At 46.3% G+C, this 23,481-nt stretch carries 30 protein-coding genes and 1 other RNA gene; 20 read left to right on the forward strand and 11 right to left on the reverse strand.

Translation table 11 applies throughout. From position 1 onward, the window contains the following. Positions 1 to 42 precede the first annotated feature (42 nt). The 4 genes from cutA (at position 43) to OU814_RS14265 (ending at position 1,741) form a co-directional block, all read left to right on the forward strand. A complete protein-coding gene (gene cutA / locus OU814_RS14250) occupies positions 43 to 348 on the forward strand; it encodes a divalent-cation tolerance protein CutA (RefSeq protein WP_268183740.1) in 306 nt (101 codons plus the stop codon). Beyond that, the gene (locus tag OU814_RS14255) at positions 318 to 830 is read left to right on the forward strand and encodes a GNAT family N-acetyltransferase (protein ID WP_268183742.1); all 513 of its coding nucleotides are present in this window, start codon (positions 318 to 320) and stop codon (positions 828 to 830) included. Before cutA ends, OU814_RS14255 begins: the two co-directional genes overlap by 31 nt. A gap of 93 nt (positions 831 to 923) precedes the next feature. After that, complete coding sequence (locus OU814_RS14260; RefSeq protein ID WP_017286639.1) at positions 924 to 1,124, forward strand: hypothetical protein; 201 nt, start codon at positions 924 to 926, stop codon at positions 1,122 to 1,124. Between the two features lie 26 nt (positions 1,125 to 1,150). Continuing rightward, complete coding sequence (locus OU814_RS14265; protein ID WP_190649160.1) at positions 1,151 to 1,741, forward strand: pseudouridine synthase; 591 nt, start codon at positions 1,151 to 1,153, stop codon at positions 1,739 to 1,741. Here OU814_RS14265 and OU814_RS14270 read toward each other — a convergent pair. From OU814_RS14270 to OU814_RS14300, 7 genes are read right to left on the reverse strand one after another with little or no spacing between them, the layout of a single operon-like run. Beyond that, on the reverse strand, positions 1,698 to 1,886 hold the full coding sequence (locus OU814_RS14270) for a hypothetical protein (protein ID WP_268183747.1): 189 nt from the start codon (positions 1,884 to 1,886) through the stop codon (positions 1,698 to 1,700). The two genes, OU814_RS14265 and OU814_RS14270, sit on opposite strands and share 44 nt — an antisense overlap. A gap of 27 nt (positions 1,887 to 1,913) precedes the next feature. Beyond that, positions 1,914 to 3,596, reverse strand: a complete 1,683-nt coding sequence (locus OU814_RS14275; protein ID WP_268183749.1) for an NAD+ synthase — start codon at positions 3,594 to 3,596, stop codon at positions 1,914 to 1,916. Beyond that, positions 3,593 to 3,940, reverse strand: a complete 348-nt coding sequence (locus OU814_RS14280) for a HepT-like ribonuclease domain-containing protein (RefSeq protein ID WP_268183752.1) — start codon at positions 3,938 to 3,940, stop codon at positions 3,593 to 3,595. Before OU814_RS14280 ends, OU814_RS14275 begins: the two co-directional genes overlap by 4 nt. Beyond that, positions 3,937 to 4,233 (reverse strand): nucleotidyltransferase family protein, encoded by a 297-nt coding sequence (locus OU814_RS14285; RefSeq protein ID WP_268183754.1) that lies wholly within the window; start codon positions 4,231 to 4,233, stop codon positions 3,937 to 3,939. The genes OU814_RS14280 and OU814_RS14285 overlap by 4 nt, the downstream gene beginning before the upstream one ends. 11 nt (positions 4,234 to 4,244) lie before the next feature. Continuing rightward, entirely contained in the window at positions 4,245 to 4,988 is a 744-nt protein-coding gene (locus OU814_RS14290) for an NUDIX hydrolase (protein ID WP_017286647.1), read from the reverse strand. Then, the gene (locus tag OU814_RS14295) at positions 4,952 to 5,539 is read right to left on the reverse strand and encodes a nicotinate-nucleotide adenylyltransferase (RefSeq protein ID WP_268183758.1); all 588 of its coding nucleotides are present in this window, start codon (positions 5,537 to 5,539) and stop codon (positions 4,952 to 4,954) included. The genes OU814_RS14290 and OU814_RS14295 overlap by 37 nt, the downstream gene beginning before the upstream one ends. Continuing rightward, the gene (locus tag OU814_RS14300) at positions 5,536 to 6,870 is read right to left on the reverse strand and encodes a nicotinate phosphoribosyltransferase (RefSeq protein ID WP_268183760.1); all 1,335 of its coding nucleotides are present in this window, start codon (positions 6,868 to 6,870) and stop codon (positions 5,536 to 5,538) included. The genes OU814_RS14295 and OU814_RS14300 overlap by 4 nt, the downstream gene beginning before the upstream one ends. Positions 6,871 to 7,267: 397 nt before the next feature. Here OU814_RS14300 and OU814_RS14305 point away from each other — a divergent pair, with 397 nt between their 5' ends. The 10 genes from OU814_RS14305 to atpC all read left to right on the forward strand — a co-directional run bounded on the left by OU814_RS14305 (position 7,268) and on the right by atpC (position 14,723). After that, the gene (locus OU814_RS14305; protein ID WP_172410470.1) at positions 7,268 to 7,429 is read left to right on the forward strand and encodes a hypothetical protein; all 162 of its coding nucleotides are present in this window, start codon (positions 7,268 to 7,270) and stop codon (positions 7,427 to 7,429) included. A gap of 127 nt (positions 7,430 to 7,556) precedes the next feature. Beyond that, entirely contained in the window at positions 7,557 to 8,240 is a 684-nt protein-coding gene (locus tag OU814_RS14310) for a hypothetical protein (RefSeq protein WP_268183763.1), read from the forward strand. 102 nt (positions 8,241 to 8,342) lie between these two features. Next, positions 8,343 to 8,738, forward strand: an RNA gene (gene rnpB, locus OU814_RS14315) — RNase P RNA component class A. 264 nt (positions 8,739 to 9,002) lie between these two features. Further along, positions 9,003 to 9,611: a hypothetical protein gene (locus OU814_RS14320; RefSeq protein WP_017286653.1), complete on the forward strand. Its 609-nt coding sequence runs from the start codon at positions 9,003 to 9,005 to the stop codon at positions 9,609 to 9,611. A 59-nt stretch (positions 9,612 to 9,670) separates the two neighbouring features. Further along, positions 9,671 to 10,387: a ribonuclease III gene (gene rnc / locus OU814_RS14325; RefSeq protein WP_017286654.1), complete on the forward strand. Its 717-nt coding sequence runs from the start codon at positions 9,671 to 9,673 to the stop codon at positions 10,385 to 10,387. 27 nt (positions 10,388 to 10,414) lie between these two features. Then, entirely contained in the window at positions 10,415 to 11,413 is a 999-nt protein-coding gene (locus tag OU814_RS14330) for a Gfo/Idh/MocA family protein (RefSeq protein ID WP_268183767.1), read from the forward strand. Positions 11,414 to 11,468: 55 nt separating this feature from the next. Further along, complete coding sequence (gene ureE, locus OU814_RS14335; protein ID WP_268183769.1) at positions 11,469 to 11,900, forward strand: urease accessory protein UreE; 432 nt, start codon at positions 11,469 to 11,471, stop codon at positions 11,898 to 11,900. Further along, positions 11,884 to 12,537: an urease accessory protein UreF gene (locus OU814_RS14340; RefSeq protein ID WP_268183772.1), complete on the forward strand. Its 654-nt coding sequence runs from the start codon at positions 11,884 to 11,886 to the stop codon at positions 12,535 to 12,537. The genes ureE and OU814_RS14340 overlap by 17 nt, the downstream gene beginning before the upstream one ends. A 241-nt stretch (positions 12,538 to 12,778) precedes the next feature. Continuing rightward, positions 12,779 to 14,230, forward strand: coding sequence for a F0F1 ATP synthase subunit beta (atpD, locus tag OU814_RS14345; RefSeq protein WP_017286658.1), 1,452 nt, complete (start codon positions 12,779 to 12,781; stop codon positions 14,228 to 14,230). Positions 14,231 to 14,312: 82 nt separating this feature from the next. Then, positions 14,313 to 14,723 carry an ATP synthase F1 subunit epsilon gene (atpC, locus tag OU814_RS14350; protein WP_190649129.1) on the forward strand — a complete coding sequence of 137 codons (411 nt, stop codon included), beginning with the start codon at positions 14,313 to 14,315 and terminating at the stop codon, positions 14,721 to 14,723. A 164-nt stretch (positions 14,724 to 14,887) separates the two neighbouring features. On the opposite strand, the gene OU814_RS14355 is transcribed toward atpC, so the two are convergent. Both OU814_RS14355 and OU814_RS14360 read right to left on the reverse strand, forming a co-directional pair. Then, positions 14,888 to 15,883, reverse strand: a complete 996-nt coding sequence (locus tag OU814_RS14355) for a pentapeptide repeat-containing protein (protein WP_026148450.1) — start codon at positions 15,881 to 15,883, stop codon at positions 14,888 to 14,890. Between the two features lie 46 nt (positions 15,884 to 15,929). Beyond that, the gene (locus OU814_RS14360; RefSeq protein ID WP_268183776.1) at positions 15,930 to 16,925 is read right to left on the reverse strand and encodes a hypothetical protein; all 996 of its coding nucleotides are present in this window, start codon (positions 16,923 to 16,925) and stop codon (positions 15,930 to 15,932) included. A 453-nt stretch (positions 16,926 to 17,378) separates the two neighbouring features. Here OU814_RS14360 and OU814_RS14365 point away from each other — a divergent pair, with 453 nt between their 5' ends. The 6 genes from OU814_RS14365 (at position 17,379) to OU814_RS14390 (ending at position 21,741) form a co-directional block, all read left to right on the forward strand. Continuing rightward, a complete protein-coding gene (locus tag OU814_RS14365; RefSeq protein WP_017286662.1) occupies positions 17,379 to 17,699 on the forward strand; it encodes a 2Fe-2S iron-sulfur cluster-binding protein in 321 nt (106 codons plus the stop codon). Then, positions 17,696 to 17,860 (forward strand): hypothetical protein, encoded by a 165-nt coding sequence (locus tag OU814_RS14370; RefSeq protein WP_017286663.1) that lies wholly within the window; start codon positions 17,696 to 17,698, stop codon positions 17,858 to 17,860. The genes OU814_RS14365 and OU814_RS14370 overlap by 4 nt, the downstream gene beginning before the upstream one ends. Beyond that, positions 17,853 to 18,932: a DUF3326 domain-containing protein gene (locus OU814_RS14375; protein WP_268183780.1), complete on the forward strand. Its 1,080-nt coding sequence runs from the start codon at positions 17,853 to 17,855 to the stop codon at positions 18,930 to 18,932. The genes OU814_RS14370 and OU814_RS14375 overlap by 8 nt, the downstream gene beginning before the upstream one ends. A gap of 66 nt (positions 18,933 to 18,998) precedes the next feature. After that, the gene (locus OU814_RS14380; protein ID WP_268183782.1) at positions 18,999 to 19,583 is read left to right on the forward strand and encodes a CPBP family intramembrane glutamic endopeptidase; all 585 of its coding nucleotides are present in this window, start codon (positions 18,999 to 19,001) and stop codon (positions 19,581 to 19,583) included. 562 nt (positions 19,584 to 20,145) lie between these two features. After that, positions 20,146 to 21,135: a sigma-70 family RNA polymerase sigma factor gene (locus tag OU814_RS14385; RefSeq protein ID WP_017286666.1), complete on the forward strand. Its 990-nt coding sequence runs from the start codon at positions 20,146 to 20,148 to the stop codon at positions 21,133 to 21,135. A gap of 216 nt (positions 21,136 to 21,351) precedes the next feature. Continuing rightward, on the forward strand, positions 21,352 to 21,741 hold the full coding sequence (locus OU814_RS14390; protein WP_268183788.1) for a response regulator: 390 nt from the start codon (positions 21,352 to 21,354) through the stop codon (positions 21,739 to 21,741). Between the two features lie 101 nt (positions 21,742 to 21,842). On the opposite strand, the gene OU814_RS14395 is transcribed toward OU814_RS14390, so the two are convergent. Continuing rightward, positions 21,843 to 22,265 (reverse strand): hypothetical protein, encoded by a 423-nt coding sequence (locus OU814_RS14395; protein ID WP_190649123.1) that lies wholly within the window; start codon positions 22,263 to 22,265, stop codon positions 21,843 to 21,845. A 170-nt stretch (positions 22,266 to 22,435) separates the two neighbouring features. After that, on the reverse strand, positions 22,436 to 22,996 hold the full coding sequence (locus OU814_RS14400; RefSeq protein WP_190649120.1) for a DUF2808 domain-containing protein: 561 nt from the start codon (positions 22,994 to 22,996) through the stop codon (positions 22,436 to 22,438). Positions 22,997 to 23,481 lie beyond the last annotated feature (485 nt).

Consider the following 23,481-nt stretch of genomic DNA (forward strand, 5'->3'; position numbering starts at 1 on the left):
CTAGGGTTCATTTTTAAGCTTATGACACAATCAGAGTTCGGAATGATTTTAGTAACCGCAAGCTCAAAGGCTCAGGCGGAAATGCTAGCGCGATCGCTGGTTGCTGCGAAATTAGCAGCCTGCGTAACACTCCTACCCGTACAGTCCGTCTACACTTGGCGAGAGGAAATTCATCAAGAAGAAGAATGGCAATTGGTCATTAAGTCAAAACTCGATCTCTTTGCTGAACTCGAAGCGAAAATCCGTGAACTTCATTCTTACGAAGTTCCTGAAATTATTGCCCTCCCGATTGTTCAAGGATCACACCCTTATTTGCAATGGATTTCTCAGCAGGTTACGCCGCAATGATTCGAGATGCTGTTGAAGCTGATTTACCCGCCATTGTTGAAATCTATAATCACGCAGTTGCGGCAAAAACCATTACGGCTGATGTTGAACCTGTATCAGTCGAAAGTCGATTAGATTGGTTTCGATCGCATTCTCCCGATCGCTATCCTTTATGGGTTTTAGAGCGAGACAATCAGATTGCAGGATGGTTTGCGTTTCGCATGTATTACGGTCGAGAAGCGTATCGATCGACGGCTGAAATTAGCTTATATGTTGCACCGAAATTTCATCGACAAGGCGTTGGGCAGACTTTGCTCAAACATGCGATCGCACAATCGCCACGCCTCGGCATCAAAACTTTGCTTGGCATTGCTTTTGCTGAAAATATGCCCAGTGTTGAATTGCTGAAAAAATTCGGCTTTGCCCAATGGGGATATTTGCCCGAAGTTGCTCAATCCTGGCAGTGCGATCGCGATGTGATTATTTTGGGACGAAAGATTTAAGTTCGCAATAAATTCCGTAATGCCACCGATTGTTCAACTGTGTCATCTTGGACGAATTCCGCCATAATGAACAAGCTGTTCTCAGACATATCGATGGTTCGTCATTTCCCACTGATTAAGTTTCCGACCGCTTGGACATTAGTTCTAGTGATTACGATCGCGCTGCTATTCAATACGCCGATCGCGCGCACAACAAAGCCGCTGCATGAATTAAAAATTGTGCTGCAACTGTCAGAAACAACTTCAAATGGTCGATCACGCCGCTGGCTCACATTGCCCTTCCTAGGATCGTAAAATCAAGCAAGTCTTTGGCAATCGTTATGCCTCACTTGCTGTTTTATAAACCTTACAATGTGCTGAGTCAGTTTACCGATGACTCACCGAATCCTCGATCGACGCTAAAAGATTTCATTCCTGTGCCGAATGTTTACGCGGTCGGTCGGCTCGATCAAGACAGCGAAGGCTTGATGCTGTTGACGGATAACGGTCAGCTTCAGCACCGACTCAGCGATCCAAAATTTGAACATTCCAAAACCTATTGGGTACAAGTTGAAAACATTCCAACAGACGAAGCGATCGCTCAATTACGAAAAGGCGTAAAAATCAAGGATTATTTAACTCGTCCGGCGATCGTCGATCGACTGGCTCAGCCAGATTTACCTGATCGCGATCCACCGATTCGCTTTCGCAAAAACATTCCGACCGCTTGGCTCGAAATCACGTTAACTGAGGGACGAAATCGCCAAGTTCGCCGCATGACTGCATCTGTGGGATTTCCAACTTTGAGACTGGTTCGAGTTGCGATCGGAAAGCTTCGCCTCACAGGTCTATCTCCCGGAGAATGGCGAGAATTAACCCCCGACGAACTCAGCTATCTTCGTCAAACTCAACGTTCTCGATCTGCAATTTGAGTAAGCGATTTTCATAGCGACGATTGCGGCGACGACCTTTAGCAGGTGTGGCACGTTTATGAGATCGCTTATCGTTCACTAAATGCTCGATATCCTGAGCATCGTCCCAATTTTGTAAATCATCTGGAGAAGTTCGTCTCGTCATCGGTCTTGCTTCACACAACTACACATTTTACGAATTGTGAGAAATTTGAGCAATCCAGCGACTCGCGATCGGCATTCTCCACCCGGTTCCAAAAGCTCGATCGGTAACTTTCAATCCAGGCGGTGCTTGCTTCCGTTTGAACTCCGCAATCCGAACTAATTTCGCCACTCGTTCGACGATCGCAGCGTCATGTCCGGTTGCAACGATTTCTGCTAAAGATTGATGCTGGTGAAGATAGCGATCGAGAATATCGTCCAGCACGTCATACTCTGGCAACGAGTCTTGATCTTTTTGATCTGGCTTCAGTTCTGCACTCGGAGGCTTGCTCAGAACATTGTTCGGAATGATTTCAGTAGAACGATTTAACCATTCGCACAGTTTGTAGACTTGAGTTTTCGGAACATCTGCGATCGCAGCAAGCCCCCCATTCATATCGCCATACAACGTACAGTAACCAACAGCGACCTCAGATTTATTCCCAGTCGAAACGAGTAGATGTCCGAATTTGTTCGATACTGCCATCAGCAAGGTGCCGCGAATTCGAGACTGTAAGTTCTCTTCTGCAAGTCCAAAGGGCGTTCCAGCAAACAATGGATCGAGCGTGTGGTCAAAACATTCCATTAAGGTTCCAATTGGAAATGTTTGAGTCTGAATTCCCAAATTCTCAGCGAGTGCTAGAGCATCTTGAATCGAGTGATCTGAACTATAAGGCGAAGGCATTAAAATACCGAGAACGTTATCTTTGCCCACTGCTTCAGATGCGATCGCAGCAATCAAAGAGGAATCAATCCCACCACTCAAACCCAACACAATCTTAGAAAAGCCACATTTGCGGGCGTAATCTCGCACCCCTAGCACCAATGCTGACCAAAGTTCGGCTTCTTTACATTCTGGGGCAGAGGCGATCGAGCTTTTCTCGAAGTCTTGCTTTTCTGAATCGTACTCAAGCACAACCCAATCTTCTTCAAAGCTAACGGCTCGCGCAATCAGTTCGCCTTTTCTGTCGATCGCAAGACTCGCCCCATCAAAAATCAGATCATCATTGCCACCCACCTGATTTGCATAGATCAACGGTTGATTGAACCTTACCGCTCCATGCTTCAACATTGCTTCTCGAAGCTTTTGCTTTCCAACGGTGTAAGGAGACGCAGAAAGGTTAATCGTAAAATCGACTCCTGCTTGAGCTAAATCTGCGATCGGGTTCAAGTTGTACGTGCGTTTCCCCCAAAATTCCTCATCATTCCAAAGATCCTCACAGATCGTGACTCCAATCCGAACGCCATCTAGCTCGAACTGATTCGGCTCATTCCCCGGTTCAAAGTAACGATCCTCATCAAAGACATCGTAAGTGGGTAGTAACCGCTTATGAAAGACTTTGAGAATGTTGCTTTTCTCAATCAGAGCGACACTGTTAAACAGAGGTTTACCACCTGTAGAAACCGCTCCCGCATTCGGTTCAACTGTTCCGACTAGCACTGCTAAACCTTCAGGCAAATTCGATGCGAGTTGAGAAAGCTGCTGTGCCATTGTTTCAACAAAGCTTGGATGCAGCAGTAAATCGCGAGGTGGATAGCCGCAAAGTGAAAGTTCTGGAGTGAGTAACAAACGAACACCCTCAGATGCTGCGCGGTGAGATGCTTTGAGAATTTTGTCCGCGTTACCTTGGAGATCTCCGATCGTCGGATTGAGTTGTGCGATCGCAATTTTCATGATGGTATGGAATTCAAAGTTTGCAGAATTTCTAGAATTTTCGGCTTGAGGCTAGGTAATTCAATTTCGATAATTTCCCAAACAATTGCCAGGTCAACTCTTAGATAGTCATGAACAAGTACATCTCGAAATCCAGCCATTCTTCGCCATGGAACATCTGGATAAGATTGTCTAAGTTCTGGAGAAAGGTTTTTAGTTGCATCGCCAATTACTTGAAAGTTCCGAATGACGGCATCTTGAATTAAAGTTGATGCTGCAAATGCGTCTTGTCCAGCAGTAGTATATTCTTCAATTCGGGCAACACATTCTGCAATGCAAGTCATATTTAAGCCATCGTCAATCATAAGAAAATTGCCTCTTTCAAGACACGATCGCGAATCCGCTCATGCAGCATTTTCTCAGTTGCAACATCCACTTCTCGCCCTAGTAGATCTTCAAGATCTTGAATTAATCCAACAGGAAACCAGGAGCTATGTTTTTCACCCATATCTACTAAGAAATCAATATCGCTCTTACTATTTGCTTCATGACGAGCAACAGAGCCAAAAACTCTGATGTTGTAAGCTCCGTGTTTTAGCGCGATCGCTAAAATCTCTTCTCGCTTATCGGCTAGTAATTCTTCAATCCCAAGTCCCATAATTTCAACACTCAAATAAACACTAAAGGCTTATCTTTTAGTGGCGCAAATGCCTCAGCATCAAAGCGATATAAGCTAGCAGGTCGTCCCGCCCCTCTGGAAACTTTTACCCCCGTATCTGAGAGAAAACCAAGCTTGAGTAAGCGCGATCGAAAATTAGAATAATCTGAAAAGTTTTCTCCCAACACAGTCGTATAAAGCTGAAACAAATCACTCAGCGTAAACAGTTCAGGCAATACATCAAACGCAACCGGGCTGTACTCTAACTTGTTTCTTAAACGTCGATGACCATACTCCAAAATCTTGTTGTGATCAAAGGCAAGTTCAGGTAATTGATCCACAGGATACCAAGCTATTCCGCTCACCCCATCTGCAATCAGTTCAGCTTCTGCAAATCGAACTAACGCAAAATAGCTCACCGATAGATACCGCACGTCATAACTATCTTTCGCCTCACGCGGATCGCGATCGGGGCCACCAAACGTATAAAGCTGCTCCAAATAGAGATTACGCGCCCGAATCTTCTCGGACAGAATTCGATACGCCGCATCTTCTAGCGATTCCCCTTGGCGAACCAGTGTGCCAGGCAAACTCCACTGACCCAAAAACGGCTCCTCATGACGCATTACGAGCAAAACCAGTAACCGATTTTGTGCCGTATCGACTGAGAAAATCGCGTTATCGACTCCCACCCTGAAATCTGCAAGCTTCTCTCCTATTAATGAACTGGTTGTTTTTCGATGTGTGCGTGGCATGGATACAATTGCTCCCGATCGATATAAGCCTGAATTGAAGCGGTCACCCCAGATAAGTCACAGCCTTCGCGATATGCAGTCGAAGAAACATCTGGAACACTTGCCGGGGCAATCTCAGTCTTCGCACCCAAAGTCTTCAACTGCTCCAAATCTTCTTGAGTAAATGAATAGCGCGATCGCGGAATCACCAACACTTGAACGCGCTGCAACAATTCTTGAGCACGATACCATTTCGATAATTGCCTCGCGACATCAAATCCGACCACTAACGTTAATTCTGCATTCGGATAGCGTTGCTGAATGCGCTCAACCGTAATCAGAGTTCTCGGATGGCTCAACTCTGGATGCACTTCCACGTTGGCACACGCTAGCTCATCCACTAAAACTTTCAGCATCTCGGTTCGATATCTCAACTCAGTTTGCTGAGACTTAAACGGATTGTCGGCAGCCCAAACTGCAACGTGATCAAATCGCTGCGAGAGCCAGCGTAAAATCTCTAAATGTCCCGTCGTAGGCGGATCGGCACTTGTTCCAAATAACGCGATTCTCATGCGTGACGGCTCCGGGTACGATCAGTTAACTCAAATAACGCTTGGGATAGTTCGACTGGAATCGATACCGGGTTTTCAAGACATCGAACCGCTTTTGGCAATCGCGCAACATTGACCGTTGCCCGATCGCGAATTTCAGCAATCGTCTCAGGCTCATTGACTCGCTCTCCCTGCTTCAAGACTAATTGTAATAAGGGAATTTCACCATTTGCAGCTTCTGTGATTAAACCTAAGCGATCGCGGTTTTCTCCTCGAAAAATTTGCTTGCGCCCTGGATAAGTCATCTTTCCAGGCGCTTCCTTCATCACAGGAATGCCATCAATTTCGACCAATTTATAAACGCCATTCACAGGCGAACCTGTTACGAGTTGCGTTCCCAAACCATAGCCCTCAATACACGCACCCTGAGCTTTCAGTTCCGCAATCCGATATTCATCTAAATCGCCACTGGCAAAAATCGGAACGCCAGGCAGCAGCGATCGTACTTTTCTCGAGAGATCAACTAAGTCACCTGAATCAAGCCGCACACCCGAAAGCTGAATTTCTCCGGCTTGAAGCTGTTTAGACAGCATTTCAGCAGCAGCGATCGTGTCATAGGTATCAATTAATAATGGCGCACCTGGAAAGTAGCGATGAAAAGCATGAAACGCTTGAGATTCAGTACCTTCGATCGCACCCAGCGCCATCACCAACGAATGCGCCATCGTTCCAGCAGGTTTACGATCCAACTTCAAAGCTGCCAAGACGTTTGATGTTGCATCAAGTCCACCTGCTAATGCCGCTCGGGCTGCCCAAACTGAGGCTTGTGGACTAAACGCGCGCCGAGTTCCAAACTCTAGCAAGGTCGCATCTTTGCCTGCAATATCTCGCAGCCGCGCCGCACGAGTTGCGACCAAAGTTTGATAATTAATCACATTCAGCAAATAAGTTTCCACCAATTGCGCTTGCCACAGCGGAGCTTCAACTCTCAAAAATGGCTCATTGGCAAAAATTGCTGTCCCTTCTGGAACCGCCCACACATCTCCTTCAAAGCATGCTGTTTCTAGCACCGTCCAAAATTCAGCGGGCGCATCGTCAAAAATCCCGGTGGCTTGCAGTGCTGAAATTTGATCTAAGCTAAATCGAAAACTTTCTAAATAATCTAACGCTTGTGCGAGACCCATCGCGATCGCGTAACCAAAACCTTTGGGCAAGCGTCGCGCTGAAAGCTCAAAACTGGCACGTCGTTGATCCAAACCCTCGCCCACATAACAAGCTGACATTGTTAACTGATATAAATCAGTGAGCAGACTGTAATCTTCAGGTTGAATTGTCAGTTTAAGGTCTTCCACCCAAATCCTCCTTAGATGCAAAAGGGTTGTGAGAGTTAGGGGGCAGTTGAAAGCGCTTCTTCATCTAAATTATAGTTAATTTAACCAAAAGTCAAGCGACCCTTTCTGATTTTTCTAGCGAATTTATGTGTGATGCGCGGTGCATTATAGTGAATTCGACAAAAATCAGCCTCTCGATTTGTAAAGAAATTGTCGCGATCGCGCCTGTTCTCCCTCTTCATTTATGTTGCTATTTAAAACAAAAATACAAAGCTTTAAGAAACACCGAAAAAAGCCTATTCTTTCTAACAAATTGATGCGATCGCTAGTCATTTTTTCTTGAAATCCTGATAATTGACTCAGTAAGAGATCATTCACCCATTGAATTGGTTGACCTAGAAACTTCAGAGGTGATTTCATGAGCGTTCCAAAAGTTGTAGTAGACGTAGTAGACTATTTCTCCGGCGCATTTGGTCGAATCTTCGGTTTAAGAGATGACCAGTATCCAGAGTCAGGAGTACAGCCATTTAGTGGAGATGTTTACGATCGGAAACACGCCAAAAAAGATTTTGAGCGTTAAATTAACTTCTAAATTTGTCTTGAAAGAATCGGCGCAATTGCAACTTGCGCCGATTTTTTGATCGATGAACACAACCAATCTCAAAATGGTATAAGAACAGAATCAAAGCTGTATCTGCTCCAAGAGAATGACTGAACTCGATTTTGTCTTACTGACGGTCTATTTTTTGTGCGTTACTTACGTCCTCTACCAAATCGTCAATTCATTCAACGATGAAGTGATGGTCTGGCTCGACGAGGACGACTTAAAGCAGCAGCTCGCCGACCAAAATCTAACTGATGCCGTTGGCGTTAGCTTTAAGTTCAACAGTCGCTATGAATATCACAACCTGGAAAAGCTACAAATCCGAATCAATAACAAAACGAAAGATCGGGCGCTCTATGTCGATTGGGACTACTGTGTCTTAACCGAACAGTACGATAAGCGATCGCGTCGGGTCACCCGTTCCGTTCCTGGCGACTCGACTGATCTATTTCAGCGTCAAGTTTTCAGCGTCATTGCTCCTGGAAAAACCCTCTTCGAGGACATCTTTGCAGAAGACATGATGGCTCGCAAAGATAGCACGATCAAAGCAAGCAAGACTTTAATCGACTTTTCAGAACCCAATAAAAAAGCCCCCGAAGCCAAGAAAAAACTCTACAAAAACTTCGTCAATAGCAAAGAACCGTTCCAGTTCGACCTCGATCTCGTCTTACGCTTCATCGGTTTCGGCACCTCTCCAACCGGCGATCGCATTCGCCTCGTCTGTCGCTTCAACGTCCGTAAACTCGACTGGACAGCTGGACTTCCCTGGAATCCCAAAATGCCATAGGTAGATCAGGAGAAATAACCAAACCCAAAAATCATAATTCTTCTCCCCCACTCCCCACTTCCCCACTCCCCACCCTTCATCCGCTAGACTAAACAACAGAGAAGAGTCAGCGCGGCAGTTGCGGATTTAGCACAACTAAATCTGAGGAAAGTCCGGACTCCCAAAAACCCAGACTTGCTGGATAACGCCCAGTGCGCGTGAGCGTGAGGATAGTGCCACAGAAAGATACCGCCAACTCCGTTGGTAAGGGTGCAAAGGTGCGGTAAGAGCGCACCAGCAATATCGAGAGGTATTGGCTCGGTAAACCCCGGTTGGGAGCAAGGTCAGACGAAACAAAGGTTGGGTTTTTTCCTGTTTCGGCGAATTGTTTGCGGACATGTCTGCGGACGATTGTGAACCGCTTGAGGTTGAAGGTAACTTCAATCCCAGATAGATAACTGCCCTCTTCATGTCTTTGATATGAAGAGAACAGAATCCGGCTTATGTCTAACTCTTCTCGACCCGCTTCTAAACTCGTGGAAAACACGGACTTTTCCCTCGATCGCGCGCCCGATACTGAGAATCACTCCCTTCAGAAATTGTGATCCGCGCTTTTCTTCTTGAACTTACTTTAAACAGTGGGAACCAATATGTAGATTCAGCAAAGTCCATGAAAGTTAAGCAATGAGTTGGGGTTGCCTGGTCTACTATAAATGTGCTAAACGTCCGCGTCTGAGCCGTTCGTCAGTCAATCGCCCACTTGCACCCCCGTAGGGTAAGTCTGTGAAAAGTCAAGCTTCTACACTCGAACTCCCGAAGCATTCCGAGGTATGCCCGTCCTCAGAATCCCTGCTCGCAATTAGCGAACATAAAAAGAGCGGTTTAATCCTCTGTAAGCAATATCACGCAGAGTTTGCCGGACCCGGTGCAGCAGTGAATTGCGGCGTCGAACCGATTTATCGCGCTGTGATTGCGATCGGGTCTCCTGAATTAATTCCGACTCAAACCTTTGACGAACGTCGGCGAGCCTATGGACGAAGAATTCAGTGGGGACGATGGCTTCAGAAAATCGTCGAACATCCTGACCCGATGATGCGGGCGGAAAAATTATTAGCCGGATTTGAAGAATTTTTTGGGCGGCAAGTCGTGATTGGCTTACCCAGCGAAGTGTTAGCGCTTTTAGCGGGTGTCTTTCCGGGCACGATCGAGCAAGTTAGAGTCCAACACTGGCGGGGCAGCAGAACTGGAACGATGTCATTTCTCCCCGGTTCAGATCAGCTAAAAGTCACCACGATTTCGATGAATCGGCATGAAACGCCGGAAGTGCCCTTACTGACAAGCGCAACCGTTAGCGAAATCGAGCGCACCTATGCCGTTTTGAAATCCGCTTAAATTTGTCGGAGTGTCCTTTCACCCCTACGATGGGAACAGCCTGATTTTTTACTGATCCCATGTCTCTTGCCTACCCGCGCCGTCAGCAGGAACTCCACGCACTGGCTCAACGATTAGGGCTATCAAAGCTCGACGCGATCGACTGGAATTTGATGGATCTCGCGCTGATTCACATTACCTTCTCAGCCGAACGAAACTACGAACAGCTTGAATTCGTAGGCGATGCAGTGGTGAAATTAGCAGCTGCCGAATTTCTGCTCAAGACTTATCCGGATTTGAAAGTCGGAGAATTTACTGCAATTCGATCTGTTCTAGTGAGCGATCGTATTCTTGCCAAAATTGCAGATTCCTTTGGCTTCGATCGTTATCTTCTCGTCGCATCGAGTGCCAAATCTGATCCGGCTGGACGTGATTCTCGGCTTGCCGATTCTCTCGAAGCCGTTCTTGCAGCACTTTACCTAAGCACTCATAACCTCAGTTTGATTCATCCTTGGCTCGATGAGCAATTTCACCCCCTTGCTGAAGAAATTCTCGCTGATCCGGCTCGGCAAAACTACAAAGCTGCTTTGCAGAACTGGACACAAGGGCATCAGAAAACGCTCCCTGAATATCGTACTCAGGAAATGGGGAACACTCACAATGATCCGAACCGCTTTGTTTCAGAAGTCTGGATTCAAGGACGCTGTATGGGACAAGGAACAGGTCGATCGCGCAAAGCTGCCGAACAAGCAGCCGCGCAAGAGGCGTTTTTGGTGCTGAGCGGTCAGGAGACTTAACCAGCCCAAGATTTTAAGAGGTTGGTTATGTCAGAGCAAACAGCGATCGCACTGCTTGGCGTTGGACGTTGGGGAGCGCATCTTCTGCGGAATTTTCTTCACAATCCCAGAGCGCGAGTGGTGGCAGTCGTCGATCCCTGCCTTGAGCAATTAGAAGCGATCGCGCAACGATTTGAATTAGACGTTTTCTGCACCACGCAATGGCAAGACGTTTTAGACATGAGTGGACTCGATGCAGTTGCGATTACGACTCCCGCCACGACTCACAATACTCTCATCACCGCCGCACTGAAACAAGATCTGCATGTCCTCGCAGCGAAGCCTCTGACGTTAAGTTTTGCAGAATCAGTCCAACTTTGCCGTTTAGCTGAGGAACAACAGCGTCAACTCGTTATCGATCACACTTATTTGTTCCATCCTGCGGTGTTGCGGGGTCGAGAACTCGTCCAATCTGGCAAACTTGGGCAGTTGCGATATGGGTATTCAACGCGATCGCATCTCAGCCCCGTTCGCTCTGATGTCGATGCAATGTGGGATTTAGCGATTCACGATATTGCCATCCTAAATTTTTGGCTCGGTGAAACGCCTTGCCAAGTTGAAGCAAAAGGATCGACTTGGTTACAAGCAGGGTTAGCCGATACCGTTTGGGCGACTTTGACTTATCCTTCTGGCTTTGAAGCAAGACTGCATTTAAGCTGGCTCAATCCAGACAAACAGCGGCGATCGTGTCTTGTTGGCGAGAATGGCAGTTTGATTTTTGACGAACTGGCTCAAGATCAATTAACTGTACAGTGGGGAAAATTTGACGAGAAATTTAGACCGATCGCACAAAGTCGCGAAATTCTTGACCTCCAAAATCAAGAACCGCTTCAACAAGTCTGCAATCATTTCTTAGACTGCGTTCAGCACAATCGAACTTCAGCAATTTCTTCAGGTTGGCTCGGTGCGGGGTTAGTCCAAACTTTAGTCGCACTTTCTGAATCGATGCAGGCAAATGGCAAAGCGATCGATATTCTAAAAATTTAGCCCTCTCAAATCACAGCACGATACTCTGAGAACAATTCGTTTTCAGTTTGTTATCGTGACTCCGACTTTCGTCCGACGCATTCCCCCTCAATCCTCACCGGATTATATTCTCTCGCTCACGGCTGAAGAGAGAACGCGATCTCGCTTTCTCTTCCAATCTGATGACGGGCAAGAAGTGTATCTCAATCTTCCCAGAGGCACAACGCTCAAAGATGGCGACTGGCTGGAATCTGATCAGGGAAAATTCGCCAAAATTCAAGCGAAGCCTGAACCTGTTCTAACCATCACAACCTCGCAGTCATTAGAGCTGCTCCAAGCTGCCTATCACTTAGGCAATCGCCACGTTCCGCTAGAAATTAGTAGCGCGTATTTGAGACTTTCACCTGACCCCGTGCTGCAAGACTTGTTAGAACATCGCGGACTCCAAGTGAAATCTGAAATCGTTCCCTTTCAACCCGAATCCGGTGCGTATGGACACTCTCACTAAGCTTTTGCAATTGGCAAGTCCTGCTTTGCCTGTTGGCGCATATAGCTATTCAGAAGGATTAGAAACTCTAGTACATAGCGGTGTGATTCACAATGTCGATGCTCTCGAACATTGGATCATTCAAGAATTAAACTATGGTGCAGTTCGGCTCGAAGCAGCCATGATGCTGCGATCGTATCGCGCCACACTGAATCAAGAGTTCGATCGCGTGCTGGAGTGGAATCAATGGTTTACCGCCGCTCGCGAAACCGAAGAACTGCGATCGCAAAGTCTACAAATGGGCGGTTCACTTTTACGATTATTTCGCGCGCTCTATCCCGAACCGATTCCAAATTTTCCAGACGGGTGCAATTTCGCGATCGCGTTCGGACTCGTCGCGGCACTCTGGGAAATTGAAGAATCCTCGGCGCTTCTTGCATATCTGCACAGTTGGGCAACGAATCTCGTCAGCGCAGGCGTGAAATTAATTCCATTGGGACAAACTTCTGGGCAAAAGTTGCTGCTGAAGTTGGGCGAAGAGATGGGGAAAAGTACGATCGCGGATCTAAGCGATGATGAACTTGAAACGTGTGGATGGGGATTCGCGATCGCCAGCATGTCTCATGAAACGCTCTACAGTCGATTATTTCGGAGTTAGTCAAAATTCTACAGCGTCTTGAAAAATCTCAAAACATGAGTTGAGTCCATCCTTGCTCACTCAGATTTGCGCTTCAATTTCTTCGCAGTGTCATAGACAACAAACGATCGCACAATAGGAAAAATTGCTTAATCATCTGTAACCCTTCAATGATAAGCTAACTCTTGGCGAATCCGCGCAACCCGTGTATTCACACGGTCTATTCACAAATAGTAGAACCACAACTTGTAGGGCGTTCTTCATGGTCACCACCGCAGAGAAAACAAACATCGGTTACATCACACAAATCATCGGTCCCGTATTGGACGTTCGATTTCCCGGTGGCAAAATGCCCCGAATCTACAACGCACTCTCCATTTCGGGTCAAACCGAATCAGGTCAACACGTTTCAGTGACCTGCGAAGTGCAACAACTTTTGGGCGATAACCAAGTTCGTGCGGTGGCAATGAGTTCCACCGATGGTTTAGTTCGCGGCATGGAGGTTGCAGACTTGGGCGCACCGATCAGCGTCCCCGTTGGAACCGCAACTTTAGGACGAATCTTTAACGTATTGGGCGAACCTGTGGACAACCAAGGTCCGGTCAATAACACTGAAACTTCTCCGATTCACCGCCCCGCTCCGAAACTGACCGAACTCGAAACGAAGCCGTCAGTTTTTGAAACTGGAATTAAGGTGATCGACTTGCTCACGCCCTACCGTCGTGGTGGAAAAATTGGTCTGTTCGGTGGTGCGGGTGTCGGCAAAACCGTCATCATGATGGAACTGATCAACAACATCGCAACGAATCACGGTGGAGTATCCGTATTCGCAGGTGTAGGTGAGCGGACTCGTGAAGGAAATGACCTTTACAACGAAATGATCGAGTCTGGCGTAATCAAAAAAGACAACCTGAACGAATCGAAAATCGCTCTGGTGTACGGTCAAATGAACGAACCGCCGGGAGCACGGATGCGCGTCGGTCTGTCAGGATTGACGATGGCAGAATACTTCCGCGACGTGAACAAGCAAGACGTATTGCTGTTCGTTGACAACATCTTCCGGTTTGTGCAAGCCGGTTCTGAAGTATCCGCACTCTTGGGTCGGATGCCGTCTGCGGTAGGATATCAGCCGACTTTGGGTACAGACGTAGGGGACTTGCAAGAGCGGATCACCTCGACGACCGAAGGTTCGATCACTTCGATTCAAGCAGTTTACGTACCTGCGGATGACTTGACTGACCCCGCACCTGCAACCACCTTCGCTCACTTGGATGGAACCACCGTTCTTTCCCGTGGTTTGGCTGCAAAAGGAATTTATCCAGCGGTAGATCCATTGGATTCGACTTCGACCATGTTGCAACCCAGCATCGTTGGAAACGACCACTACGATACGGCTCGTGCAGTTCAATCGACACTGCAACGCTACAAAGAATTGCAAGATATTATCGCGATTCTTGGTTTGGACGAATTGTCGGAAGACGATCGTTTGACCGTTGCTCGTGCACGTAAGATTGAGCGCTTCTTGTCTCAGCCGTTCTTCGTGGCAGAAGTCTTCACCGGATCTCCTGGTAAGTATGTAACCCTGGAGAAAACCATCGCAGGCTTCAAGAAGATCTTGGCTGGTGAATTGGATGATCTGCCAGAGCAAGCATTCTACTTGGTTGGCGACATCGATGAAGCGATCGCGAAAGCAGAAAAAATGAAGGCGGGCTAATTGCCAGGAAAATCTGAATTGTGAAGGGTGAACTCTCATCCTTCACCGCTTCTCATTTCACCCTTTACCTTCATTTTTTACTATGGCTTTAACTGTTCGTGTAATTGCACCAGACAAAACAGTCTGGGATTCTTCGGCTGAGGAAGTGATTCTTCCTAGCACTACAGGGCAGCTGGGCATTCTCTCAGGTCACGCTCCCTTGCTGACGGCTTTAGAAACGGGCGTTCTGCGCGTTCGGGCTGAGAAAAATTGGGTTCCGATCGCAGTGATGGGCGGTTTTGCGGAAGTCGAGAAGAATGAAGTCACGATTCTAGTCAATGGGGCAGAACGTGGTGAAGATATCGATCGGACTGCTGCTCAAACTGCTTACGCGGACGCACAAACCAAATTTGCTCAAGCAGAACAAGGTGGATCTAAAGAAGACCAATTGAAAGCAACTCAAGCATTGAAGCGTGCGCGCGCTAGATTGCAGGCTGCTGGTGGTCAGGTTTAACTTTAAATTTGAAGTCTTCAATCAACGTTGAGAGGGTACGATCGTACCCTCTTTTTCTGCTTTAAAGCAGCGTTATCAAGTGCTAGATAGAGAAGACAATTAAAAAATTGGGTGGTTTCGAGAGAGTGTTTGTATGAGTTCTTCTATGTTCTTGGAACGACAGGTTACGATACAGTTGAACCATCGGGTTGAATCATAGAATCCGTGATCGCACCTGTCATTAAAGCACTACTCATTTCAGCGCGTGTAAAATTCGCACGAGTCAGATTTGCCTGACGCAAATCAGCACGTCCCAAATAAGCGGCGACTAAAACGGCATCCATTAAAATTGCATTCTGCAAATCCGCGCGACTTAGATCTGCTTGATTCATTTGAGCGCGCGTCAGATTCGCACGATCGAGCTTCGCTTTATGTAATTTTGCATGGTTTAAGGTCACTTCTGAGAGATTCGCTTGGCTGAGGATTGCTTGATTGAGAATCGATCGATTCATCTTTGCGTCTCTGAGGCTCGCTTGAGTCAGATTTGCCTCGCTCAGGTTCGCATCGGTCAGAAAAGCACCGCGTAAAATTGCCTCACTCAAATTCGCTTGCGCCAAGTTAGCCTCTCTCAAACTCGCTTCGCTGAGATTTGCACCTGCGAGATTGGCGCGACTTAAATCCGCTCCACTCAGATTTGCGCCGCGTAAATCCGCCCCACGTAAATCGGCTCCGCGTAGCGTTGCGCCTTCATAAGCGCGTTTCTCCTCTCTAAAATTTGCGCCGCGTAAATCCGCCCCGCGCAAGTCGGCTCCGCTAAAGTTTGCATTTCGCAAATCCGCACCACTAAAATTTGCATCTAATGCGATCGCGAGTGAAAGGTCAGCCCCACGCAAATCAGCTCCACAGAGAATTGCGCCGTGTAAATCTGCATCCCGTAAATTCGCATTGAGTAAATCAGCTTGACTGAGATTTGCTCCGCTCAGGCTCGCTTGCAACAAGTTTGCCTGGCTCAGATTTGCGCGATTGAGAAAAGCTAGAATTAAAACTGCATGATTGAGATCTGCCTGAGCCAAATTGGCGCCAATTAAATCCGCCCCTATCAAATTAATTCTGCTTAAATTTTGACTCGAAAAGTTGAGTTTTCCGGCATCATACTGTCGCATCAATTCTTGAGCATTCATCGTCATGCAGCCCTACGAAGATCTTGATGTTCAGTTTTCCCAACTTCTAGGAAAATGCGCGAGTCGATCGTGCAATCGTTGTATCTGCAAGACTACTCACGCTAGAGACTTGTTGCAATTTTTGCCGGAGATCGTTGTAATCCTTTTTCAGAGATCTGATTAGCACAGGCACAATCTCTAGATAAGTATCTGGATCTCGCAGTTGACTCGCTTTACTATTTAAAAGCTGCTGGAGTTCCTCGAGCGTTGCCGATTGAATCACAACGGTTCGCAGTAATCCATCTAAGCTATAAAGTTTGAGATTTGACCAATCTTGCTCACAAAACTCGAACAAATAGTAAACGGATGAAAACAGTAAAACCTTTGTCTGTAGAGGGTTTGCAGATTTGAGAATCGCACGCCGAATATCAAATAAGTCAATCGGATCACACAGCGCTAAATTGTCTGCTGGTTGATCATTGCCATACAGGGGTTCTACTTCACGAATAATGATCTCTGCAATCAATGCATACTCAACCGATTTATTCAAAGTCTTCACCATTTTATTCAACCCCGATCGCAGTTCTGCAGTGGTGGGATACTGTTTGATCAAAGTATCAATCAGGTCCGGAAGAGCGGTTTGTTCAATGATGTAAGAATTCGCTTCCCAATATTTTTTACAAGTGTAGATAAGAAGCTTCTTGATGCGATGAATGTTGATATCTTGTTCTAATTTCGTGGATCGCCGTGACGCGCTAACCATCGTGACCGCACCTTCGGCATAAAGTCCCTCTAGAACAGAAAGAATGATTTGTCCAATTGCGGCATATTCTTTGGATTTATTCAGCGTTCCGATTTGATGAGTCAGACGAGAGCGCAATTGGTCGAGTGTCGGATACGCGATTCTGACTTCTTCGATCAGTGATCTCCACTGGCTAGCATCGAAAAGGGACATCTCACTCTCCCAATGATTTCGACACACGTAAACTAGTAACTTTTGAATCCGAATTGCACTCGGATCTTGGTCAAACTGATTCACGATTGGAGCAATCGGATCGTTCATCTCTTTCTGGGTCAAAGCTCATCATTGGTTAGAATGCCCGAATCAGTGCTGGTCTTAACGAGAGTAAAATGCGATCGCATTGCTGCTGCCGTTTTCCTGAAATCAGTACTATTGCTATTACTGTTCCTTTTGCCTGATCCACCCGTCAATATCAACTCAAAATTATTTATCCCCGCAGTTGGATCATTTGACGTGAAGAGAGCACGATAGATCACTCTTAGAAATATCTGAAAATATGGCACGAGTAGCGATCCTACTAGTAGAAACCTCGTGATCGATAAAGACGCACTTTTCAGGTCTTACAGCAGCATCTCACTTGGCTATTAAATTCCGACTGAGAAGAGGTTAAGGGGCTATTAACTGAGGATAAATTTAGAATGGTCAGCAAAACTTTTGCGCTGGCAGGATCGCCACTCGTGATGGATAATAATGATCCTCCAGACATCATTGTTTATGGCTACTTATACTGTCGAAATTTCACATCAAGGTCAGATCTACACGATCGAAGTGCCCGACGATCGCACGATTCTCAGTGTTGCGAATGACGATAAAGGTTTGAATCTCCCTGTATCCTGTACAGCGGGCGTTTGTACGACCTGTGCTGCGTTGATTACAGAAGGCACAGTCGATCAAACAGACGGGATGGGTGTAAGCCCCGATTTACAAGCGCAAGGATATGCGCTGCTTTGTGTCTCGTATCCGCGATCGAATATCAAACTCGAAACCGAAAAAGAAGAAACCGTTTACAAAAAGCAATTCGGACAGCAAGGATGATCACGGATTTTATTACGATCGAACTTTCTTTAGCTCCCGTTCGAGAGTTACATCCACTTATCGAACAAAAACTGCGTCAATTCGGTGAGCCTCTGCGGTGGGCAATTACTCGAATTGATGCAAATACAGTTGAGATCGAAGCGGTCGTGACTCGTGAATAAACCATCATTTACGGTTGGGCTGATTGTTCCAACTGGGATTGGAGCTGCAATCGGCGGATATGCAGGGGATGCAATGCCTGTCGCGCGCGCGATCTCGGAAGTTGCAGATTGTTTGATCACGCACCCCAATGTTCTCAACGGCGCACAACTCTACTGGAATCTACCGAATGCACTTTATGTAGAAGGCTATGGGTTAGATCAGTTCGCTGCTGGACATTGGGGATTGTTACCCACTACCTCGAATCGGATTGGCTTGATTTTGGATCAAGCTATCGAACCTGATCTGAAACTAAGGCATTTACAAGTTGCGGATGCTGCAAGAGCCACATTAGGACTAAATATTTTGGACTATGTGGTCACAGATCAGCCTTTGAATGTTGAATTAAGAACGGCAAAGTCCGGCGCGACCTGGGGCACGATCGAGCATCCTGATAGCTTATTGAGAGCGGCTGAGAAACTCATTCAGGCTGGAGCCGATGCGATCGCGGTTGTCGCTCGATTTCCTGACGATACAGGTAGTGAAGCATTGCAGAACTATCGACATGGGCAAGGTGTAGATCCGCTATCTGGAGCAGAAGCGGTGATCAGTCATCTCATTGTGCGCACATTTCGTGTGCCTTGTGCACACGCGCCTGCTTTGTCTGCGTTACCCCTGGATCCTGATCTCTCTCCGCGATCGGCAGCGGAAGAATTAGGACATACTTTCTTACCTTGTGTCTTAGTCGGTTTGAGTCGTGCACCACAATTTACAGAATTTCCTAAGGCTCATGCAATTTGGGCGGATCAGATGAATGCTTTAGTGATTCCTGCTTCTGCCTGCGGAGGGAGTGCAATCTTGCATCTCAGTCAGACACGCACGCGAATTATTGCCGTGCAAGAGAACCAGACAAAGCTTAATGTTTCCGCAGAAGCTTTGGGAATTCGCGCAACAATCGTCAAATCTTATTTAGAAGCGATCGGGATTTTGATCTGCGATCGTGCAGGGATCAACCCGACAGCGTTAAGTCCAGAAATCGCTGCTCTCAAACGGTTCGATCAATCGATTCGGGGATCGCAACTTACAGGAATTTAGCCTCTAGTTTCCTTTCGAGCGCTTGAGTTATACTGTGAGCCTTAAATCAAGCACCTTAAATTTACTGTGGCACAACAAATTCCTGATACGCCGGAAATGCAGCCGCTAACTCGTACCCAAGTTCTCATTGCAATGGGGGTAACCGCGGTTGTTCTATTAGTTGTTTCTAAAATTTGGCTTCATTTTAGCCAGTTATCAATGTTGCCCGTTCGCTTCTCAGTTCAAGCCTGGCTTGAAGGACTAGCATTAGGCGTTGGCATCTCGATTGCTAGTGCGATCGTCTACCGGATTTGGGGAGAGTATCGCAGAAGTGCGGATCAATATCTCACGATGGTGATCAAACCCCTGCTCGTTCCTGATCTGCTTTGGCTTGGGTTACTTCCCGGGTTAAGTGAAGAACTCTTATTTCGAGGGGTCATGCTGCCAGAGTTTGGCTTAGATGAGCTTGGCGTTCTGTTATCAAGCCTCTGTTTTGGAGTCCTGCATATGAGCAATCTTAAACAATGGTCGTATGTCGTATGGGCATCCTTAGTCGGCATAGCATTAGGTCTGAGCGCCGTTTGGACAGGAAATCTCTTAGTCCCGATTGTGGCGCACATTCTGACGAATCTCGTTTCTGGCGCAACTTGGAAATTGAGCAACCGCGACTAATCTACTGTCAATCTTTGCATTAACACGCCCTGAGTGTACTTTAGGGCGTGTTTTTTTGGGTTATCCCATTCAAAAGTGTCAATCTTCGACTTTTGTCTTTAACTCTTCAAATTAGTGCGCTATTTTTTGTAGTCTAAGTTACTCTACAAAGACACTAATTTCAAAATTCAAATTGAATCGATCCAGGTTTCTTTGATTCCTCCGCAATATTTCGGAGAAACATCACAATTTCAAATTTCTTCAAAAAACCACTGCAATTCCCCGGATCTAATTCTTAAAATGAGTTAGTGTAACTGTACAACTCAGTGAAAGTTCTGGACAGTTACTTAAGCAAAAACCGATTACTATACCGCCTTTCCACCGTGTTGTTTCTTCCGTATAGCTACTGAAATTCAGCGAAAAAACGGACTCATTTCAATTCATAAACTAAGCCTTGATAAAGTGCATAAAAAACAATCAAAAAAGCGTTATTTTACTGAACCAAACTCAAACATTTCGATTACAGTAGGTTGCAGTTGAAGATGACTTTCCGAAAAAATTAAAGACCCAGCGTAACCTGACAATGGCAACTAAATTACCCACTGACTCCTTTCCGGTTGACTCAGTTGTAACTGAGGGCGATATCGATCTTTCCGAACTCGAGTCTCTCGAAAATGAAGATCTTTCACCCGAAGCTTTGGCGAAATCGCTGCGTGGTAAAACCAGCGAATATTTAGGTCTATCAGATGACTCGGTTGGAATGTTCCTGAGAGAGATGGCACGCTACCCCCTTTTAACTCAGGCACAAGAGATTGAGCTCGCTAGAGAAATTTCAAAAGGTGGAGTCATAGGAGAGCGAGCAAAGCGGAAGTTAGTCCGGGCAAATTTGCGCTTAGTTGTTTCGATCGCGAAAAAGTACCTGAATCGGGGCGTACCTTTCTTAGATCTAATTCAAGAAGGGGCGATGGGTCTGATGAGGGCTGCTGAAAAGTTCGATTACGAACGGGGTTATAAGTTCTCAACCTATGCCTACTGGTGGATTCGTCAAGGGATCACCCGTGCTATTGCGTCTCAATCAAGAACAGTGCGCTTACCCGTACACATGGTTGAAAAGCTCAATCAGGTTCGTAAAGTTCGGCAAATGCTTTCTCAAGAACTCGGTCGCAAGCCGACCAAGCAAGAGTTAGCAGGCGCGCTGGATATGGAGGAAGATAAGTTAGAGCAGGTTCTAGACGTGAGCCAGCGTACTTTATCGCTTCATGCTTGGGTGGGACGCGATGAAGATACTGAATTAATGCAACTGATCGAAGATGCAGATAATGTTGCACCCAACGATAATCTGGATCACAAATTATTAGTCGATCGCCTCAACTCCGTGTTGGATCATTTGAGCGATCGTGAGCGTGAAATTATTAAGTTGCGATTTGGTTTAACGGATGGTCAGCACTACACCCTGAGCGAAATCGGTCAGATCTATGATTTATCCCGCGAGCGTGTGCGCCAAATTCAAGCGAAAGCGATGAGAAAGCTACGTCACCCTCGTCGTCAAGCCTTATTGAAAGATTGGATGTAAGTTTTCAAGTCTGTCGGTTGCTATCAGCGATGCTTCTTCTAAATGCTTGATTTAGTAAAAGGATCGCTGATTTTTTTTGCTTCTCCTCGCTCTTCTCCAAAATGGCTGACTAGATTAATCCTTGCGGTAGAGGTTTTCAGAGTGTTCGTCTCGCTACACTCTCCTGTAACACTCGAATTATCGGTCGGTTGTCCCATGCTGTCTAGTGAGTGCAAAGTGTTGCGTGTTTTAATTGTCGATGATCATGAACTAACCCGATTTAGCTTGAAGTTAGCAATGCAGCGTCAAGCGGGAATCGAGTTAGTAGGTTTAGCGAGCAATGGACGAGAAGCTGTGGAAATGGCGGATCGGCATTGCCCCGATGTGATCGTTCTGGATCTACAAATGCCTGTCATGGATGGGCTGAGTGCTTCAACTCAGATTAAGAGCGTGCATCCCCAGATTAAGATTTTGGCGTATTCGTCGTTAGAAGATCCTCAAACTGAGGTGATGCTGCAGACGGCAAAAGTGGATGCGTTTTGTAATAAAGAGACGGCAGTGCAGGATTTGATTGCGATAGTCAATCAATTGGGGCAAGAAGCGGAACACAAGAAAAGTCACTCTTAATTAGAATGCCGATCCTGTTAGAAGGATCGGCACTCTTGTTGATTTGAAATGATCGTGTTTGAGAGCAGATATGTTCGTATCGAGCGGCTCATTTGTCTGCTCTATTGCGGAGAAATAGACAATGTATAAGGATTTCGCGCCCGTCCTCTGTCTCCTACAAAGACTGAATAATTGTCTTTTGTCCATCGCCCTGGAATTTCCACCTTGCCGTTAGAAAGACGATCAGCTTGGACACAAAAATTTTGTCCTTGTGTACCGATGATCAATAGTGTCGGTTCGCCGCTGCCTTGAAGTGTAAATTTGAGATTACGATCGGCAGTGACTTGAACGGTGTGATTTGGACGATCGCCAATGAAGCCAGCACAGCTTGAATCTTTTTTGTCACCTCCGGATATGCCATTGAGAGTAATGGGCGACGTATTAGAGGCGATCGAGACCACTTGTTGACTTGCAGCGAGATTAGACATTGCGAAAACAGCCATGATCGCAGTCGGAAAAATTGACCAGCGTAGAGAAGCTTGCATGATGGGTTCACTCCTGGGGACTCTCACAGTTTCAGTATGACTAGTCACAAAATCGATTTTGGTGCAAGATGTTCCTGTTCCCGAAGTGGCACTAAAGCTTGCGGAATAGAAGATACAGAGTTTGCAGCCGCGCAAGGGTTGATGTGGGATAGAAACAGATCGATCTGTAGCTAATGCCGAAATCGAGGACGGAAAAAGAACGAATCAAAGCGATTGTCGTAAATTGAGATGCGCCCAAATCCTAGAAATTGTCCATAGGCTGGATCGCCTGTGGGAAAGGCAGTGACTCCAAACAGGTAGACTCCTCCGTAAGCGGGGTTGCGCTCTGGTGCAAGTGCGATCGTCACTCGTTTTCCAGCCGGAACTGGTGGATTGAAGTTAACAGTTACGGCTTTGGTTTTCTCGTCAAGCGTAACTTCACCGAGTCCAAGTTTAGTGCGCGATCGCCGATCGCCGTCGAAGGCTTCTGTTTCCTTGAGATTGAACCGAACCCGATCAACTCCATCGTCTTGAGCGATCGTCACTCGTTGCAGGGGTTCGCCCGAATTGTCTGGAATCTCTAACGTAAAGTAGTAGGTTGCGCTCCAAGCATAGACATGATTCTGAGTGGTGGATGCACCGACTAGCCGAGGTGGGGAGACAAAGTAAGTTGTGCCTCGAACTTGTACGGCTTGAGCGGGAAGCGTCAAGCTCAAAAGACTGAAGACAATTGCAGCGAATTGGCTTTTCATAAAGCGATGTAGAGCAATACTTTCAGTCTAAGCGATCGTACTTTAAACCGGAGTTTAAGAGAAGATTAACTTATATTAACTTCGATTTTTAACTATTAAACTCGCTCGTCAATTTTGGAGAGAAATGCTAATTTAAATGCAGACACAGAGAGATGTTTCTCCTCAATCTCCATACCACCGCTTTGAGTTCTGTGTCTCCGCCTCAAAGCCCCTGCAACTGGATATCTTGCTGTTTTCAGAAGATACGTAGCCAATTGAGTTTGTACTGTTATCAATTAAGGAGGATATTGCATCTCTCAAGATGGAAGTTGCAGGATTCTGATCAGTTTCGATTTATATTTTAATGTTCGATTACCTGAATAGAGGATCTAGTTTTTATCGCTAGATCCTCTATTTTTGATCTAAATTTCTTTGCTAAGTTTCTTATCTCAAATCCATCGTCTAAAGTGGGATTTGTTAGGCTGAATTTAGAGTAATTCGAGCAT

This window comes from Leptolyngbya sp. GGD, from assembly GCF_026735145.1.
GTDB classification, from domain to species: Bacteria; Cyanobacteriota; Cyanobacteriia; order Leptolyngbyales; family Leptolyngbyaceae; genus Leptolyngbya; species Leptolyngbya boryana.